This is a genomic window from Mycolicibacter heraklionensis, from assembly GCF_019645815.1.
GTDB classification, from domain to species: Bacteria; Actinomycetota; Actinomycetes; order Mycobacteriales; family Mycobacteriaceae; genus Mycobacterium; species Mycobacterium heraklionense.
In genome coordinates this window covers 2,270,130-2,284,019 of sequence record NZ_CP080997.1, presented here as the reverse complement: position 1 = coordinate 2,284,019, position 13,890 = coordinate 2,270,130, and the positions used below count along the sequence as shown (strand labels likewise).

The following is a 13,890-nucleotide window of genomic DNA, read 5'->3' as shown; positions in this document are numbered from 1 at the left end:
CATGGCACACCGAGTCCGAAGCTGGAGATACCCGCGGCGCAATCCTTCCCGATGGGTGTCAGTAGTCGGTGACATCATCAGCGCCGTGGACTTCTTCGTTGCCGATCTGCACCTTGCGCACCCCAAGCTGGCGGCCATGCGCGGGTTTGACACGGTCGCAGCGCATGACTCGGCGGTGATGGCTTCGCTGTACCGGCTCGACCCCGACACCGACGCACTGTGGGTGCTGGGTGACATCTGCGCCGGCGGCGTTGGGAGCATGCACCTCGCCCTTGAGCAACTGGCGACGCTGCGAGTACCGCTCCACCTTGTGACGGGGAACCACGATCCGATCCACCCGATGTACCGCGGCGGACAGAAGCGTTTTGCCGACTACGCGCTGGTGTTCGCGAGCGTGCAACAGATGGCGCGGACCAAGATCGGCGGGACCAGCGTGCTGCTTTCGCATTTCCCATACCATGGCGTGCCGGACCGCTACTCGCGCAAGCAGTTTGACCAGTATCAGTTGCCTGACCTGGGCGGATGGCTGATCCACGGGCACACCCACTCGGATCAGCGGCGGAGCGGGGAACGCAGCATCTGTGTAGGCCTGGAGGCGTGGGATCTGCGGCCGGCGTCGGCTGACGAGTTGGCCGAGGAAATGTCGAAGTAGCCGCTCTCGCGCGTCACTGTCGCCGACTGGCCCGTGCCGCATCAGCGCAGCGCTTGCGCGCCGCCCTGATCGTCGGCGCGTCCGGGTTCGGCCAGTGCGTGAGATTCAATGGCGGCCGGGCTAATACGGCGAGTTCGCGCTCAAGCGGTTTGGGATCAGCCTCTTCGAACACGGCCACATCAAGGTGATCGTGCATCCAGGCGCTGAGTGCTTCTTCGCCGCTCTTGTCGAAGCGATAGTTGCGATAGTTGGTGTCGCTGGTGCCGGCGCTTCTCGGTTGGGGTTGCAGATCGAGTTCGTCGATCAGCAGCGCGCCCAGCGATCGACGCAGGGTGGAGAAGCCGCTGCCGCCCACACGGAAATGCGTGTCGAACTCCCGCTGAGCAAGGTTCTGCGACAGCCCGATGTAAAGACAGTCCCCGGATCCGCAGTGCAGTCCCGGCACAGCACCCTTACGGAGGAAAAACGCATAAACTCCGGGCGCTGCCGGGGCATCGAGGAGCGCCAGGTGAGAGCGACGATCCGACAGCCGCCCCAGCACCTGTGCTGCGTCCATGCTCGAAACCTAGCTGAGCTGCATCCTGTCCGCGTCCCAGCCACCACCGGGATGCAACTCGGGCGCGGTCCTCTACTGAGCCGGCACCTATTCCCCGGCGGGTGCGCCCGCCAGTGCGTCCAGTACCCGATCGATGAACCGGTCGGCATGGCCACGAAGGCTGTCGTTGGTGTGTTGGGTTGTGTCGACCTCGATCGGATCCGCCGATGCGAAACGCACCCGCATTGCACGCCGGTACGTCCGCTCCCCGAAACCGTCCGCCGAACCATAAGCGTTGACGTCGACCCCAGCGACCTGGCTGAGCGGCCGGATCACCGCAGCCAGATTCTGCTCCTCCGCAGCGTCGGCGATGTAGTCCAACTGTCCGATCACGTGCCGGTCGATCCACACCAGACGGCACCCGTGGTCTGGCAGCTTCTCGCGGGCGAAGCCTTCAACCGGCCACCGCCTAACCAGCTCGCCGATCTGCTCCACCACAATCCTGGGCGGCCGCGACCAGTCCGGGAATACGTCCCTGGCTATCTGCCGGAGTCGTTCTTCGTTCGTCATGGACGTCAAAGTAACCCCAACGGACGACCGTCGCCCGCCGACGCGGTCGCCATCGGCCTACCCTTTGACCTCTGTCGGGCTGACTGTCGGGCTGACCGGATTTGAACCCTGCGGCCGTCGCGGAGTTGATCGGCACCGAACCCATGCCAGAAAGTTAACAGCACTTCTGGGCTGCCGCCACTCGTCCCAACGAGGCCGCGCGAACCCAACGTCCGTAGGCATCCATATCGACGTTGTTGTCACACACGATGGTGACCATCTGTCGGCCAGCGAAGCGGTCGCGGTCCTGGGTGATCGGCGCGAGGCCGAGTGCGGCCGCCGGCTCAACGACCAGACCGGCGTGCTCGAGGAGCCTCCGCATCCCAGCGACGATCGAGGCCTCGCGGTCGGAAAGCCACTGTCGGCCAGCCAGATCGGACGACCGATGGCGCCGACGCAGCAGGGGGTGCTGCTCGACGTGCTGGATGGTTCAGGCCGGGACCCTGCAAGAGGCCGGGGTCAACCGCGAGCAAAAACAGCTGCACTCACGCCACCGAGCAGTGTTGACGCAAAAATGCCGCGATTGGTGCGATTGGCATATCACCGCAGGTCAAGGGCATGAATCGATTTGGTACCTGTACCGCGACTCGCACCGCGATTCATCCAACCCCTCCTCACCCAGCCGTGATGAACCCACCCCCCCACCCCGCCCCGACCGGTCCAGCCCCGGGAGCTGGGTCAGGCTGCGGGCGGTGCGGACGGGGCCGAAGCCGGCGGAGAAGTAGGGGCGCAGCGCGCCTCCTCCGCCTCTTGCCTGCCAAACTCACCGCGTGGACATCACCGAGATCGCTAGCTATCGGGTGATTCGTGAGCTCGGCGCCGGCGGCATGGGCCAGGTATTCCTGGTGCAACACCCCCGCCTTCCGCGTCGGGACGCGTTGAAGCTCCTCGACTCCGGTGTATCCCGCAACGACGACTTCAAAGCGCGGTTCCAGCGCGAAGCCGATCTCCTGGCGCAGCTTTCGCACCCCAACATCGTCACGCTGCACGACCGCGGCGAGTTCGACGGTCGGCTGTGGATCACGATGGAATACGTCAACGGCACTGACACCGCGCAGCTGCTCAAAGCTGGCACCCCGCTCGACACAAACCTCGCAACCTCTCTGATCGCTGGCGCCGCCGCAGCGCTGGACTACGCATGGCGCAAGCAGAAAATCACCCACCGCGACGTCAAGCCCGCGAACATCCTCGTCGGTATCGACGAGTCCGACGACGGCCCGGTGATCGAGTCAGTGAAGCTCGCCGACTTCGGCATCGCCAAGGCTGCCGGTGAATCGACCTCACTCACCTCCACTGGGATGACCATCGGAACGATGCAGTACATCAGCCCTGAGGCGATCGAAGGCGAAGCGGTCGATAACCGGTCGGACATCTACTCCCTGGGCTGCACTGCGTTCCACCTGCTCGCGGGTCAGCCGCCGTTCACGGGAACGTCGATCGCCTCGACGATGTCCGCGCACCTGACCAAGCCGGTGCCGCCCATCAGCACGGTCAACGCGCATCTGCCGGAAAGCATGAATGCAGTGTTCGAGCGGGTGCTGGCGAAGAACCCCGACGACCGATATCAGTCCTGCGCCGAGTTCGTCACCGCCCTCCAGGCGGTGGCCTCCGCCGGCGAGGTGCACTTCCCGGCGTCCGCTCCGACGCTGGCAGCGGCGACGTTGCCGAACAGAGTCGGTGTTGACGCGGCTGCTCCGACTTTGCTGCGGAAGACGAGCGAGGGCACGCAGGCGCGGCCGAAGTCCCGCCTCCCAATCTTCGCCGCAGTGGTAGCGATGCTGGCACTCACTGCGGTGATGCTGGGCATTTACGCGACGAGAGGGGACAAGAGCGTCGACGCTCCGCCCACTCCGAGCGCGACGGTGACAACCACGGCGACCACCACGAGCGCTGTACCGCCGCCGACGTTGTTGCCAGCGCCCGAGCCCATAAGTACGCCAACGCCGACTTTGGCGCCGACGCCATGGACCACGGTGACGACGACGGTTGCGGCAGCTCCCGTGCCGTACGAAGGAATGCCGTGCACTCCGGCGGAGTACAACCAGGAGACGGCTGATGGCACCTTGTACTGCAGTGCGATGACGGGTGCGTGGAGGGACCTGACCCACCAATCCCGCCCCGCAGTGGAAGCAGGTACGGCGTGCACTGAGCCCGGGGCACGCGCCCGTGTCGTGGCAAGTGACGGGCTCGTGACCTGCAAGGCTGGCCCGAGTGGTGACCTGATCTGGACCTGGTGAGCGCCCCGGCACTCACGACCGCCCCACGGCAGCTGCGTCATCGGTACCGGCTCATGTTGACTGTTAGCCGTGACGCAGACTTCATCAGCGCTCGATTGGTTGCCCGCTGAGCTCTCCCCGGTCGCCCTGCGCCTGGCCCGCGCCGATGAACTTCAGTACGAGCTTGAGAAGCTGTGCTTGGAATGGTCGAGCCGAGCACTCGGCTTTGCGCAGGTGTGGAACGACGAAGGGCTGCTGGACCTCACTGTTTCCGCGATCCGGCCCGTACCACCCGCCATCACGACGCTGTTCGGCGAAGCCGTCAATCACCTGCGCGCGGCTATCGACAATGTGGTTTTCCACCTCGTCGAGAAAGCACGCGGCTCGACCTTGCCTCCGGCCCAGGCTAGGAAGGTTGAAATGCCGATACGCCAATCGGCCGACAGTTTCGCGGAGTGGTCGAAGAAGATCGCCAAGCACGTGCCCGAGCTGGGTCCCGGAACCACACTCAACCAGCGGATCGAGAGTGCGCAGCCCTTTGCAGACCGCACCGTCATCATGTCGATCCCAATCGGACTGGCGAAGATGATGGGCGGCACCAGCCACGACGGGGTTCATCCACTGCTGTTGCTCCAGGGTTATTCCAACGAGGACAAGCACCGCATGATCCGCCCCGTCGCGTGCAGGTCAATTGCGACCCGTGACGACCTACCGTTCATAGCCCAAGACCTGGGATGGAAAGAGATCAACGAAGGCGACGTCGTTGCCAGCGACGTGGAGGAAGGCACTCTTGTCGGCGTAACCGCTCGGACAGCAGTCCATATTCAGCGCCCCGAACGCGCGGAATGGGTAGTGCCAGGGGCAGAGCTTTCGCAGATACATGACTTCATCGCCGACATCCTGATCCCCACCCTCGTTGCGGGAGCTCCGAACACTGAGACCTTGCCCCGGCAAGTCGATCTGAGCGACAGCGGGGAGACTGCCGAACAACGGATCCGCGCCGGAAAGAGTGAATCCGCGCACCGACGAGCGAACCGCGAGATAGGCGAACCGTTGTTCGCGGACGCAAACCTGCCCCGAATCATTCCCATGCCGGACTAGCGGCCTGGCGCAACCGTCGCCGGCCCGAGCCCCGTCCTCGCCTCGTGCGACGCTTGAGCCCGTGCCCGACACCGCTAACCCCTACCGCGAGGACATCGCCGGCTACCTCCGCCGCGCCCAGTGCCACTACGGCGCACAGTTGCTCTACGACGAAGCCGGATGGACGGTTGAGGACACCGCCAACGAACTCGACGTCCAGCAGCAACGGGTCCGCGCCTGCCGGCGCTCCGTTCACCGCGTGATCGACGGGCAGTTCGCCGCCAACAAGACGCAGGCCGACTTCGACGCCGACGCGCTCCGGGCGCTTCTGCACTTCCGCGGCGAGATGAGTGACGGGCTGCGAGAGCACATCAACACCCGGCTCAACCGGCTACGGACGGAGCATGAGCTCGATACCGGGGTCGAACCGCTGCGGTGCAAGTACGGCTTCGACTCTTCGTCCAAATCCACAACCCCACCGCTGCGGTCCCCCACCCCGCCTGAGCCCGCAGCCGAGCTCGACGAACCCGAACCAGAGCCAGTCCTTGCCCCGGACAGCGCCTCGACTGACGAAGTCGATGAGCTGGGATACGCCAGCGCCGCGGAGCGTCAGCAGGTCGACGAGATGGCGATGGAGCACGCCATGGATGAGGCCACGAGACGCTGGCCCACGGCTGCGGTCACGCAGATGCCGCACAACAACCCCGGGTTCGACATCGAGGTCCAGCACCCAGTCGAAGGCACGCGCTACATCGAGGTCAAGGGAACGCGTTCGCCCGAGCCCGCCTTCTTCATCACGGCCGGCGAAGTCGAGCACTCGCTCAGGCACCCGGATCGGTACTCCATCTGGATCTTCCACGCGATGGATCTCGACAGCGGCGAGGCGACACTGACCGAACACGACGGTCCGGTCACCGAGTCGCACTTCGAGCTTCGGCCGGTCCAGTACCGGGGCCGGTTCACCGGTCCACGGTGAACTGCCCGGCCGCTAGCCACTTGCGACACACTGGCCACAAACGCCACACTCAAACCGTCAGTGGCTGATCATAGAGTGACGCAGCGAGAAGAAAACCCCAGGTGAGGAGACCACGATGGCTGATCGTTCGGCGATCGAGTGGACCGAGGCCACCTGGAACCCCGTCACCGGCTGCGACCGCGTGTCAGCGGGATGCGACCACTGCTACGCGATGACACTCGCGAAGCGGCTGAAAGCCATGGGCTCGGCGAAGTACCAGGTCGACGGCGACCCGCGGACTTCCGGCCCGGGTTTCGGCGTCACGGTCCATCCGCAGGCCCTCGACGAGCCGTACCGGTGGCGCAATTCGCGCGTTGTGTTCGTGAATTCGATGAGCGACCTGTTCCACGCGAAGGTCCCGCTGGACTTCATCCGCGACGTGTTCGACGTCTGCCGCGACACCCCGCAGCACACCTATCAGGTGCTGACCAAGCGCAGTCTGCGGCTGCGTCGCGTGGCCGACAAGCTCGACTGGCCGGACAACCTCTGGATGGGCGTATCGGTGGAGAGCGCCGAGGTGCTGCAGCGCGTCGATGACCTTCGCCAGGTGCCCGCCGCGGTGCGGTTCCTGTCGTGCGAGCCGCTGCTCGGCCCGCTCGACGGCATCGACCTCACCGGCATCGGATGGGTGATCGCCGGCGGTGAATCCGGTCCTCGCTACCGGCCGATGGAGCTCGGCTGGGCTCGTGGGATCCGCGACGCGTGCACCGAAGCCAACGTGCCGTTCTTCTTCAAGCAGTGGGGCGGCCGGACACCGAAGGCTCTTGGCCGCGAGCTCGATGGCCAGCTGTGGGACGAGATGCCCGAGGCCGCTACGGGTTAGTGACCCCCGGCGTCCTCGTCAGGCGAGTACCGCAGGGGTTCGACGGGCGGAGCGAGCGGCTCACGTACCGACGTCTTGATAACCAAGTCGACAAGCTCGTCAGTCCCGAACAGACCTTCGTCGGAGTCCTTCGCCAACCGCCGTTCGACCTTCCTGGTCGCGCGCATCTTCTCCAACGCGACACCGTGCTTGGCGAACACCGACTCCATGATCTTGTTGCCGGTGGCATTCGATGTCGCGAAGATCACCGTGTAGATCGGCTGCCCGTTGGTGTTGGTGAACTCCAGCGGGATGGTGGTGGCGTAGCCCAACTCCTTCTCCAGTCGCCATCGCATCAGGTTGACTAGCTCGTCGCGGAACTGTTCAGCATTGAGCACCCCATCTCTGCGCGCGTACCAAAGCTCGCGCCACTGAGTTGTCCCGAACATGCGGTCCACCCGCTGGGCATATTCGGGGTCAGGTTCGTCGCCAGTGAATTGGAGGCCGCGCGGCAATAGTGCGTGGCCGAAGTACAGCCATAACTCGACCTTGAACCCCCGCTTGTTCTGTCGCCAGCTGGCGAGGTAACGGAGAGTCTCCCAAGTGATCTCGGCACTGAACTGATCGACCATGGCGAAGACCGCAGCGCCGCGCCGCCAACTGTAGTCGTAAGTATCGAGGTGCTTCGGGATCTCGATGTTGCAGTCACCGGGCAGCACCACCAGATCTCGGCCCGGGTATGCGTCTTGCAACGTCTTCCGCAGAGTCTCCGCGGTGCGCTGTTGGAGTTCGCAGAGCACGACGCGGTCGAAGGGTGGGTCCGTAGACAGAGCGCGATGGCCAGAGCCGAGGATGACGTTGCCGGTGCCCCGTTCAAAGTTGTCCGGTGCTCCCGCGAACAGATCGAGGTACAGAGTATGCCCGGCTGATTTCGACGCGATCGTGAAGGCCGTCAGGTAATCCGCGAGGGCCTCAAGTTTGATCCGGGACCAAGGCCCCCAGCCGCGACTCGCCAACACGCCATCCTCTCCCCGCCCGCTCCCCGCTGAAACAGCATCGACAAAGCGGACGTACCGCCCGCTCAGCGCCGGGAGAGCTGCTCTTGCAGGTTAAGCACGAGCTACGGCGATGCGTGTGTCGACGCGCCGCATTGACCACCTCCACCGACTCCCCCTGATCCGGCAAAGCCGTCTGCCCGATTGCATAAGGTCTACAGGCGCAGCCGGCGATGTGTAGGAGCAGAATGGGTTCGATTCACCAGGTGATCGAAACGCTGCGCCGTCGAACTCTGAGCGCGGCACGGTGTTCGAGCGGTTGATGGTGCGTTACTTCGAGCTGGTCCCGATGCTGTCGCAGCATCGTCCTACACTCGCGCTACCGCCACAGAAAGGATGACCATGTCCTCTTCCGACGATCTCGCCGCCGAGCTCATCAAGCAGGTCCATGAGCAGTTCGACCGGACGATCAACATCCCGGACGGCCTAACCGAAGACGAGGCAGTGGCCTATCTCGTCGCGGAGTACAAAAAGGAGACCGGCGTGGAGCTCGATGCCGACGATGTCCGCGCCGATGTCCGCGAACAGATGCAGGGGCGGACGACTACCTGACCCCCACCCCCGCCGTCGCCGCCACAATCCGCGCCCGCCTCGCCGCCGTCTCTCCCGCTGACCTGCCTGCGTTCGACGCCCAGCTGGCCGCCGCCGGCGACGCTGCCGCGGTCCTCGGGCGGTGGGCACTGCGACTGCACCCGATCAGCCCGGAGGAGAAGCGGCGCTGGATCGGTTCCGCTGCGGTGACTTCAACGGAATGTGGTGCCGCGACGCCGACGGGAAATGCGTGCAACTGTGACAGTCCTGCGCCGGGTGGCTACCCACAGGCCACCGCCGCCTATATCGCGATCAGCGACGAGCCGGCGCCCATGCCGTTCATGTCACTAGAAGTCTTGTCCCGGCGAGCCTGGCGAACCATCCACAGTGCCTTGGCCGCCGCTTCCGCCCTGACCGGCGTGTGCGCCGTTCGTAGCGTTGCCGCCGTTGCCACCGTTACCGCCGTCGCCCCTGTTGCCGCTAATTGGGGGAACGCCGCCGTTTCCGCCGTTGCCGCCGTTTCCGCCGTTGAACCCCACACCATCGCCGGTGCCACCGCTTCCGCCGGTCCCACCATCTCCCGCGTAACCCGCTGAAGTGTTGGCGTAACCACCACCTAAGCCGCCGTTGCCGCCGTTCCCTCCTGATGCGTTGCTGCCCAGTGCAGCGGACCAGCCGTTGCCGCCACTACCGCCGTCTCCGTGCTGGCCTGTAGGAAAACTCACTGGCCCCGCGTCGAACCTGCCTGAAATACCACCCTGGCCGCCGTTACCGCCGTCGGGGTGTTCGGCAGTGCCATCCGCGCCGCGGCCACCAACACCGCCCGAACCAACTTCACCGTAGTTGCCAGACGAATTCGCCAGAGTGCTGTAAAGGTTGCCGGCGAGTTCGTATCGGTTACCACGGGCACCGGCGTCACCGCCGTTCCCGCCACTCCGGCCGTCACCGTCACTAGTGATGAAAGAGCCTGCGATACCCGTACCGCCGGCGCCGCCGTTCCCGCCGTCGCCGCCAATACCAGCGAAGCTGCCTCCCCAGCCCCCACGGCCGCCATCACCGCCATCCTGACCGAGTATGCCGTCGCCGCCGTTCCCGCCGTCACCGCCGTTTCCAAAGAACCCGGCGTGTCCGCCGTTGCCGCCGTCACCACCGTCGATATTGCTCCAACCGTCGCCACCGTCACCCAACCAGAGCCCGCCGTTACCGCCATCAGGATCGGAAGCCGTCCCATCAGTGCCGTTGCAGATGAAACCGCAGGCGTCCGCGGACTCCGGAGCGAAGCTATTGATGACCCCATTGACCGTCTGACCGAAGGCGCTGTCAATCCAGGTCTGGACAGCGCCATGCAGCATGAGGTAGATCGACTCGACCAGCCCGCCGGTCGCATCCGCACTGCCGATGCCACTCAGCTCTCCGGCAGTTTGGGTCCACTCCCAGGTGATCGACATGTCAACGTGCGAAGAGAGGTCGAATACGGAATCGAACCAGGCCGAGTCATCTGCTTGCGCTGCTGGCATTGCGGCCATGCCGAACGCCGAGGCCGCGCCCAACGCTGCCGCGAATACGAACCCGCGGCGCCCTGCGTTCGTGGTGCACGAAGCTCGGTCGAACTTTGAGCGGTGCCGTTCGGCCATCTCGTCAAACCTCCAGTTTTCGGTCGCGGTCACGCCGCGTTAGATACACAGGATTTTCTATGGAAAACATGGATGGCAGGCCGCGCGACCGGTCGTCTCGACCCAATCCGCCAATCAGGGATGGCCTACGTAAACAGCTTGACCACCTGTGATGTCCTCTCCGCACCCACAGGCCGCGATCCTGCCAACTCAAGAAACCCTGGCCAGAACCTTAGCATCAAGTGAATGAGGATCTGCACCTCGACAACTTGCCGCCACTATCAGCAGGTCAGCGACATCGCCCCTAAACCGCCACAGCCCCAGCCACACCCCACTCCCGCTCCTCCGCCGCCGCGCTGCGCCGCCGCAACCGACGGCGCCGAGGCGTCGATGATCGTGTACACGCCTCCGCCGAACGCGACGCGCATCCCGACCAGCGATGCCGGCGCCGCCGCTGGGGCGGTCGGGACCAGGCCCCACACCCACCCGGTCGAGAACCCCATCGCCGCGGCCACACCCAGCAGGGCGATCGCCAGCCAGGTCAAAGTGCCATTGCCGCTGAAATGCGCGATCCCGGCGCAGAGCCCGCCGGCACCGCCCAGCAGCGCGGCAGTCTCGGCGCGGGTCAGCGGCGCGGCGGTCTCGGTGGTGGTCATGGTCATCCCTTCCTTGTCGGTGGATCCGACAGAAGCTCGGTCGCCTGTTGCACCGCTGCGAAGCTCGGCCGGGCGTAACGCTGCAACGACCGCAAGTTGGCGTGCCCGCTCTTCGCCATCAGCGTCGTGGTGCCGACGCCGGCCTCGGCGAGGTGGGTCAAGCTGGAGTGCCGCAGCTGGTGCAGGGTGATCTCGCCGCCGGTGTAGCGCTCGATCAGCGCCCGAGCCCGTCCATAGCTGAGCCGGGTTCGGCTGGTGTCGTGGTCGATGTCGCGGGCTTTGGTTGCGGCGGCCCGACGCGGCCCGGCCGGCAGATCGGTCAAGAAAACCGGCCCGGAGTTCCGGCCGGCGACGAGCCGGCCGAGGATCGCAGCGGTTCCGTCACCCCACGCGACCTGAATCTGATGCCCGCCTTTCTGCGTGATCACCGCCGATCGGTTCCGCAGATCCAGATCCTCGACGTTCAGCTGCAGGATGGCGCTGGCACGTGACGAAGTCTCGTAGAGCATCCGGAACAAGGCCTTGTCCCGGAGCGGAACGTCACGGCGCGAGCAGAGCCGGTCGATCGTGTGCCAGTCGACGGCGCGAGTTTCGTTCCTCTTCTCCCGGCGCCGCCGTGTAGAGCCGGCCGCCTTCGCGCATCGCCGCGGAGAACGCGGCGATCCGCCCGTGCAGCCGCGCATCGGTCGATTCCCAGTGCGCACCGAGCTCGGCCAGCGCTTCCGCGGAGTCGCCGGCCCACGCAGCGGAGCATTCGCCGACGTAGCCGGCATGACGAGCGGCGAAGGTGCGCGACACCTCGGTGGCGTTCGCCACCTGGGTGGCGTGGGTGTCCAGCAGCGCCGGGCGAACCGCGAGTTTCGCGGGATCGATCGGAACTGAAGCCATGCGAGAAAGTTAACAGCGCTTCTGAGCTGCCGCTAGTCACCCCGGGCGGGCGACCCGCAACTGAGCCGCGGCGGACAGCTGGCCGCTGATCGGATCCGCGCTCGGGATCAGCGGCGCGGCGGCGCAGCAGCGGTTCGGGTGAGCTGCGGTTACGGCTGAGAGGGCGCGGGTTCGCCGGCGGGTGCTGGTTCCGGAGCTGCACCTGCTGGGGGTGCCGACTCGGCACCGGCCGGGACATATGTGCAGCTGTGGTCAGCAACCTTTCCGCCGGAGAACGGCACAAAGTGCATGAGGCATTCATCCCGGCCGCCGTCGGAATACTTGCAGGTGAGGGTCGGGTTGAACCAGGGATCGCCGGTGGTCTTGCAGTACACGTGCTCCTTGAACACGCACTCGTTGTAGGCGTCATAGTCGTTCGCTAGAGCGGTACACGCACCGTCGGCATGGACGACCGGTGCAGGAGCGGCAAGGAACAGGGTGGCTGGCACAGCAGCGAGTAGAGCTTTGATCCACACGATTCGTCTCATTAGCTCGGCTCGCTGACAGGTGCTGGATCGGAACCTCCGAGGGTGTCGGGACATAGCTCGTGCTGCGCTCCTTCGATCATCACGTCGGTGAGTGGGAGGTTGTCAAGCAGAATAAGGCCGTCGCGTGGATTGCCAGCCCGATGGATCTTGTCGCATACCCAATGCCCCCACTCGATCGTCACCGGAGCTGCATCCGCGCCGCGGTGGTAAGTGAAGCCATGGGCGAACAGGTAGTCCATGTAGGACTGCTCATCCGCCTGCGCCATCCCCGCTGCTCCGAACAGCAACCCCATCACGGCCACGCCAGCGCTGAGCGCCTTCGCAATTCGTCCCATTGCAGTTCCTGTCGTTGACACGGTCACGGGCATAGCGTCTGGTCTGCGATCTCGACGAGGTCAATCGTCGAGTAGGTCAGGTTGGGCGCAGGGGCACGCCACAGTGCGCCATTCCCGTCCGCCTGGTCGTGGCAATACATGGTGCCCCAGTAAATGAGCATCTCGTCAGAGACGATCTGATACGCGCCGCGGGCGTGGTACTGGTCGAGGAAGTCCTGCCGAGCGTCAGCCGCAGCGGGCGACGCGCCGAGAAACAAAGCGGCGGAAAGAACGGTCGCCATCGTCAGAACGGTTCTCACTGCGCAGATCCAATGGTGTCGGGGCACAGCTCATGCTGCGCGATGTCGATCAGCTGTTGAGAAACCTTCGCGTTGGTGACGTAATTGAATCCGGCGCGAGGGTCTCCGTCCAGTCTGATGTTGTCGCAGATTTTTCGGCCGATTGTGAGGCGATTCGCAGATGAGCTGTAAACGTTCGCCGCGCCAGTCTCATTGAGTTGGTCCAAGTAGGACTGCTCATCGGCCTGCGCCACCCCTGCGGTTCCGAGCAGCAGCCCCGCCGCGGCCACACCAGCGTTGAGCACCTTCGCAATCCGTCCCATCGCGGTTCCTTTCGTTGACACGGTCACGGGCACAGCGTGTGGTCTGCGATGTGTGCGACTGCGGACGGAGAGAATGTTGGCGTCCAGGGTTGCCCGTACCACCAGGCTCCGGCGTTACGTGACTTCTGCTCGCAATAGCTTTCCGCGACGTAAACGAGCTGGTCGTCAGAGAATGTCTGGTGTGCGCCAGCGGCGTGGTATTGGTCGAGGAAGTCCTGTCGAGCGTCAGCCACAGCGAGCGGTGCGCCGAGCAGGACAGCGGCGGCAAACACGGTCGCCATCGTCAGAACGGTTCTCACTGCGCAGATCCGAGAGTGTCGGGGCAGCGTTCGTGTTGCGCCGCAACGGCGATACCGTGGCCATCTACAAGGATGCCTGCCGGGAACCCCGCCACTGTATCCAGGCTGGACCCTTCTCTCAATGACGAGCACATGATGTGTCCAAGGCCGATGAGTGTCGAGTCGTTCATCGAAGCGACGCGAACCCCGCTGCCGCGGATGCTAGAGATGAACGACGCGTCGTCCTCTTGCGCCACCCCCGCCGTTCCGAGCAGTAGTCCCAGCGCCGCGATACCGATTCCTGCCGCCCGCACGACCCGTTTCATCACGTTCCTTCCGCCGCCTGCTGACGCTCGATCGTCCAGTATCGCCGGACGTCCGTGGTTTCGCGCGGCGGATTGGCGGCATTCCCGCGACAGCGGTCCACCGGGATGCGCAGGAACTGGCCCGGTCGCAGCCCCGCGATCGGAGCTGGGTCAGCCGGGCGTTACGGCGCA

Annotated in this window: 18 protein-coding genes; 6 read left to right on the top strand and 12 right to left on the bottom strand. The window is 65.1% G+C overall.

Translation table 11 applies throughout. The features are described from left to right. The first annotated feature begins 85 nt into the window (after positions 1–85). Positions 86–652, top strand: a complete 567-nt coding sequence (locus K3U94_RS10675) for a metallophosphoesterase family protein (protein ID WP_220696452.1) — start codon at positions 86–88, stop codon at positions 650–652. Between the two features lie 13 nt (positions 653–665). Here the strand turns inward: K3U94_RS10675 and K3U94_RS10670 are convergent, their stop codons facing one another. The 3 genes from K3U94_RS10670 to K3U94_RS10660 form a co-directional block, all read right to left on the bottom strand. Further along, a complete protein-coding gene (locus K3U94_RS10670) occupies positions 666–1,208 on the bottom strand; it encodes a GIY-YIG nuclease family protein (RefSeq protein ID WP_220696451.1) in 543 nt (180 codons plus the stop codon). 87 nt (positions 1,209–1,295) lie between these two features. Then, positions 1,296–1,757 (bottom strand): hypothetical protein, encoded by a 462-nt coding sequence (locus tag K3U94_RS10665; protein WP_220696450.1) that lies wholly within the window; start codon positions 1,755–1,757, stop codon positions 1,296–1,298. A 154-nt stretch (positions 1,758–1,911) separates the two neighbouring features. Beyond that, a complete protein-coding gene (locus K3U94_RS10660; RefSeq protein ID WP_220696449.1) occupies positions 1,912–2,118 on the bottom strand; it encodes a hypothetical protein in 207 nt (68 codons plus the stop codon). Between the two features lie 448 nt (positions 2,119–2,566). Here K3U94_RS10660 and K3U94_RS10655 point away from each other — a divergent pair, with 448 nt between their 5' ends. From K3U94_RS10655 to K3U94_RS10640, 4 genes are all read left to right on the top strand, one after another. Next, positions 2,567–4,033 (top strand): serine/threonine-protein kinase, encoded by a 1,467-nt coding sequence (locus tag K3U94_RS10655; RefSeq protein WP_220696448.1) that lies wholly within the window; start codon positions 2,567–2,569, stop codon positions 4,031–4,033. A 69-nt stretch (positions 4,034–4,102) separates the two neighbouring features. After that, the gene (locus K3U94_RS10650; RefSeq protein ID WP_220696447.1) at positions 4,103–5,113 is read left to right on the top strand and encodes a hypothetical protein; all 1,011 of its coding nucleotides are present in this window, start codon (positions 4,103–4,105) and stop codon (positions 5,111–5,113) included. A 61-nt stretch (positions 5,114–5,174) separates the two neighbouring features. After that, positions 5,175–6,068: a protein NO VEIN domain-containing protein gene (locus K3U94_RS10645; protein WP_220696446.1), complete on the top strand. Its 894-nt coding sequence runs from the start codon at positions 5,175–5,177 to the stop codon at positions 6,066–6,068. 115 nt (positions 6,069–6,183) lie between these two features. Next, positions 6,184–6,930 carry a DUF5131 family protein gene (locus tag K3U94_RS10640; RefSeq protein ID WP_220696445.1) on the top strand — a complete coding sequence of 249 codons (747 nt, stop codon included), beginning with the start codon at positions 6,184–6,186 and terminating at the stop codon, positions 6,928–6,930. Here the strand turns inward: K3U94_RS10640 and tcmP are convergent. After that, entirely contained in the window at positions 6,927–7,925 is a 999-nt protein-coding gene (tcmP, locus tag K3U94_RS10635; RefSeq protein WP_220696444.1) for a three-Cys-motif partner protein TcmP, read from the bottom strand. The two genes, K3U94_RS10640 and tcmP, sit on opposite strands and share 4 nt — an antisense overlap. 381 nt (positions 7,926–8,306) lie before the next feature. Here tcmP and K3U94_RS10630 point away from each other — a divergent pair, with 381 nt between their 5' ends. After that, positions 8,307–8,516, top strand: a complete 210-nt coding sequence (locus tag K3U94_RS10630; RefSeq protein ID WP_220696443.1) for a cytochrome c-type biogenesis protein — start codon at positions 8,307–8,309, stop codon at positions 8,514–8,516. 326 nt (positions 8,517–8,842) lie between these two features. On the opposite strand, the gene K3U94_RS24130 is transcribed toward K3U94_RS10630, so the two are convergent. The 8 genes from K3U94_RS24130 to K3U94_RS10585 form a co-directional block, all read right to left on the bottom strand. Beyond that, on the bottom strand, positions 8,843–10,021 hold the full coding sequence (locus K3U94_RS24130) for a PGRS repeat-containing protein (protein WP_267878354.1): 1,179 nt from the start codon (positions 10,019–10,021) through the stop codon (positions 8,843–8,845). A gap of 368 nt (positions 10,022–10,389) precedes the next feature. Then, a complete protein-coding gene (locus tag K3U94_RS10615; RefSeq protein ID WP_220696441.1) occupies positions 10,390–10,764 on the bottom strand; it encodes a hypothetical protein in 375 nt (124 codons plus the stop codon). 2 nt (positions 10,765–10,766) lie between these two features. Then, on the bottom strand, positions 10,767–11,273 hold the full coding sequence (locus tag K3U94_RS10610) for a tyrosine-type recombinase/integrase (RefSeq protein ID WP_220696440.1): 507 nt from the start codon (positions 11,271–11,273) through the stop codon (positions 10,767–10,769). 31 nt (positions 11,274–11,304) lie between these two features. After that, positions 11,305–11,652 (bottom strand): hypothetical protein, encoded by a 348-nt coding sequence (locus K3U94_RS10605; RefSeq protein ID WP_220696439.1) that lies wholly within the window; start codon positions 11,650–11,652, stop codon positions 11,305–11,307. Positions 11,653–12,178: 526 nt separating this feature from the next. Continuing rightward, positions 12,179–12,541, bottom strand: coding sequence for a DUF732 domain-containing protein (locus K3U94_RS10600; protein ID WP_220696438.1), 363 nt, complete (start codon positions 12,539–12,541; stop codon positions 12,179–12,181). Further along, entirely contained in the window at positions 12,538–12,795 is a 258-nt protein-coding gene (locus K3U94_RS10595; protein ID WP_220696437.1) for a hypothetical protein, read from the bottom strand. The genes K3U94_RS10600 and K3U94_RS10595 overlap by 4 nt, the downstream gene beginning before the upstream one ends. Positions 12,796–12,809: 14 nt before the next feature. Further along, entirely contained in the window at positions 12,810–13,142 is a 333-nt protein-coding gene (locus K3U94_RS10590; RefSeq protein ID WP_220696436.1) for a DUF732 domain-containing protein, read from the bottom strand. Between the two features lie 268 nt (positions 13,143–13,410). Then, on the bottom strand, positions 13,411–13,719 hold the full coding sequence (locus K3U94_RS10585; protein WP_220696435.1) for a DUF732 domain-containing protein: 309 nt from the start codon (positions 13,717–13,719) through the stop codon (positions 13,411–13,413). Between the last annotated feature and the right edge of the window lie 171 nt (positions 13,720–13,890).

Excerpts from the sequence above, each read along its gene's own strand:
- K3U94_RS10670 (WP_220696451.1), bottom strand. The coding sequence starts at position 1,208 with ATGGACGCAGCACAGGTGCTGGGGCGGCTGTCGGATCGTCGCTCTCAC.
- K3U94_RS10665 (WP_220696450.1), bottom strand. The coding sequence starts at position 1,757 with ATGACGAACGAAGAACGACTCCGGCAGATAGCCAGGGACGTATTCCCG.
- K3U94_RS10660 (WP_220696449.1), bottom strand. The coding sequence starts at position 2,118 with ATGCGGAGGCTCCTCGAGCACGCCGGTCTGGTCGTTGAGCCGGCGGCC.
- K3U94_RS10640 (WP_220696445.1), top strand. The coding sequence starts at position 6,184 with ATGGCTGATCGTTCGGCGATCGAGTGGACCGAGGCCACCTGGAACCCC.
- K3U94_RS10630 (WP_220696443.1), top strand. The coding sequence starts at position 8,307 with ATGTCCTCTTCCGACGATCTCGCCGCCGAGCTCATCAAGCAGGTCCAT.
- K3U94_RS24130 (WP_267878354.1), bottom strand. The coding sequence starts at position 10,021 with ATGGCCGCAATGCCAGCAGCGCAAGCAGATGACTCGGCCTGGTTCGAT.
- K3U94_RS10615 (WP_220696441.1), bottom strand. The coding sequence starts at position 10,764 with ATGACCACCACCGAGACCGCCGCGCCGCTGACCCGCGCCGAGACTGCC.
- K3U94_RS10610 (WP_220696440.1), bottom strand. The coding sequence starts at position 11,273 with ATGCTCTACGAGACTTCGTCACGTGCCAGCGCCATCCTGCAGCTGAAC.
- K3U94_RS10605 (WP_220696439.1), bottom strand. The coding sequence starts at position 11,652 with ATGGCTTCAGTTCCGATCGATCCCGCGAAACTCGCGGTTCGCCCGGCG.
- K3U94_RS10595 (WP_220696437.1), bottom strand. The coding sequence starts at position 12,795 with ATGGCGACCGTTCTTTCCGCCGCTTTGTTTCTCGGCGCGTCGCCCGCT.
- K3U94_RS10585 (WP_220696435.1), bottom strand. The coding sequence starts at position 13,719 with ATGAAACGGGTCGTGCGGGCGGCAGGAATCGGTATCGCGGCGCTGGGA.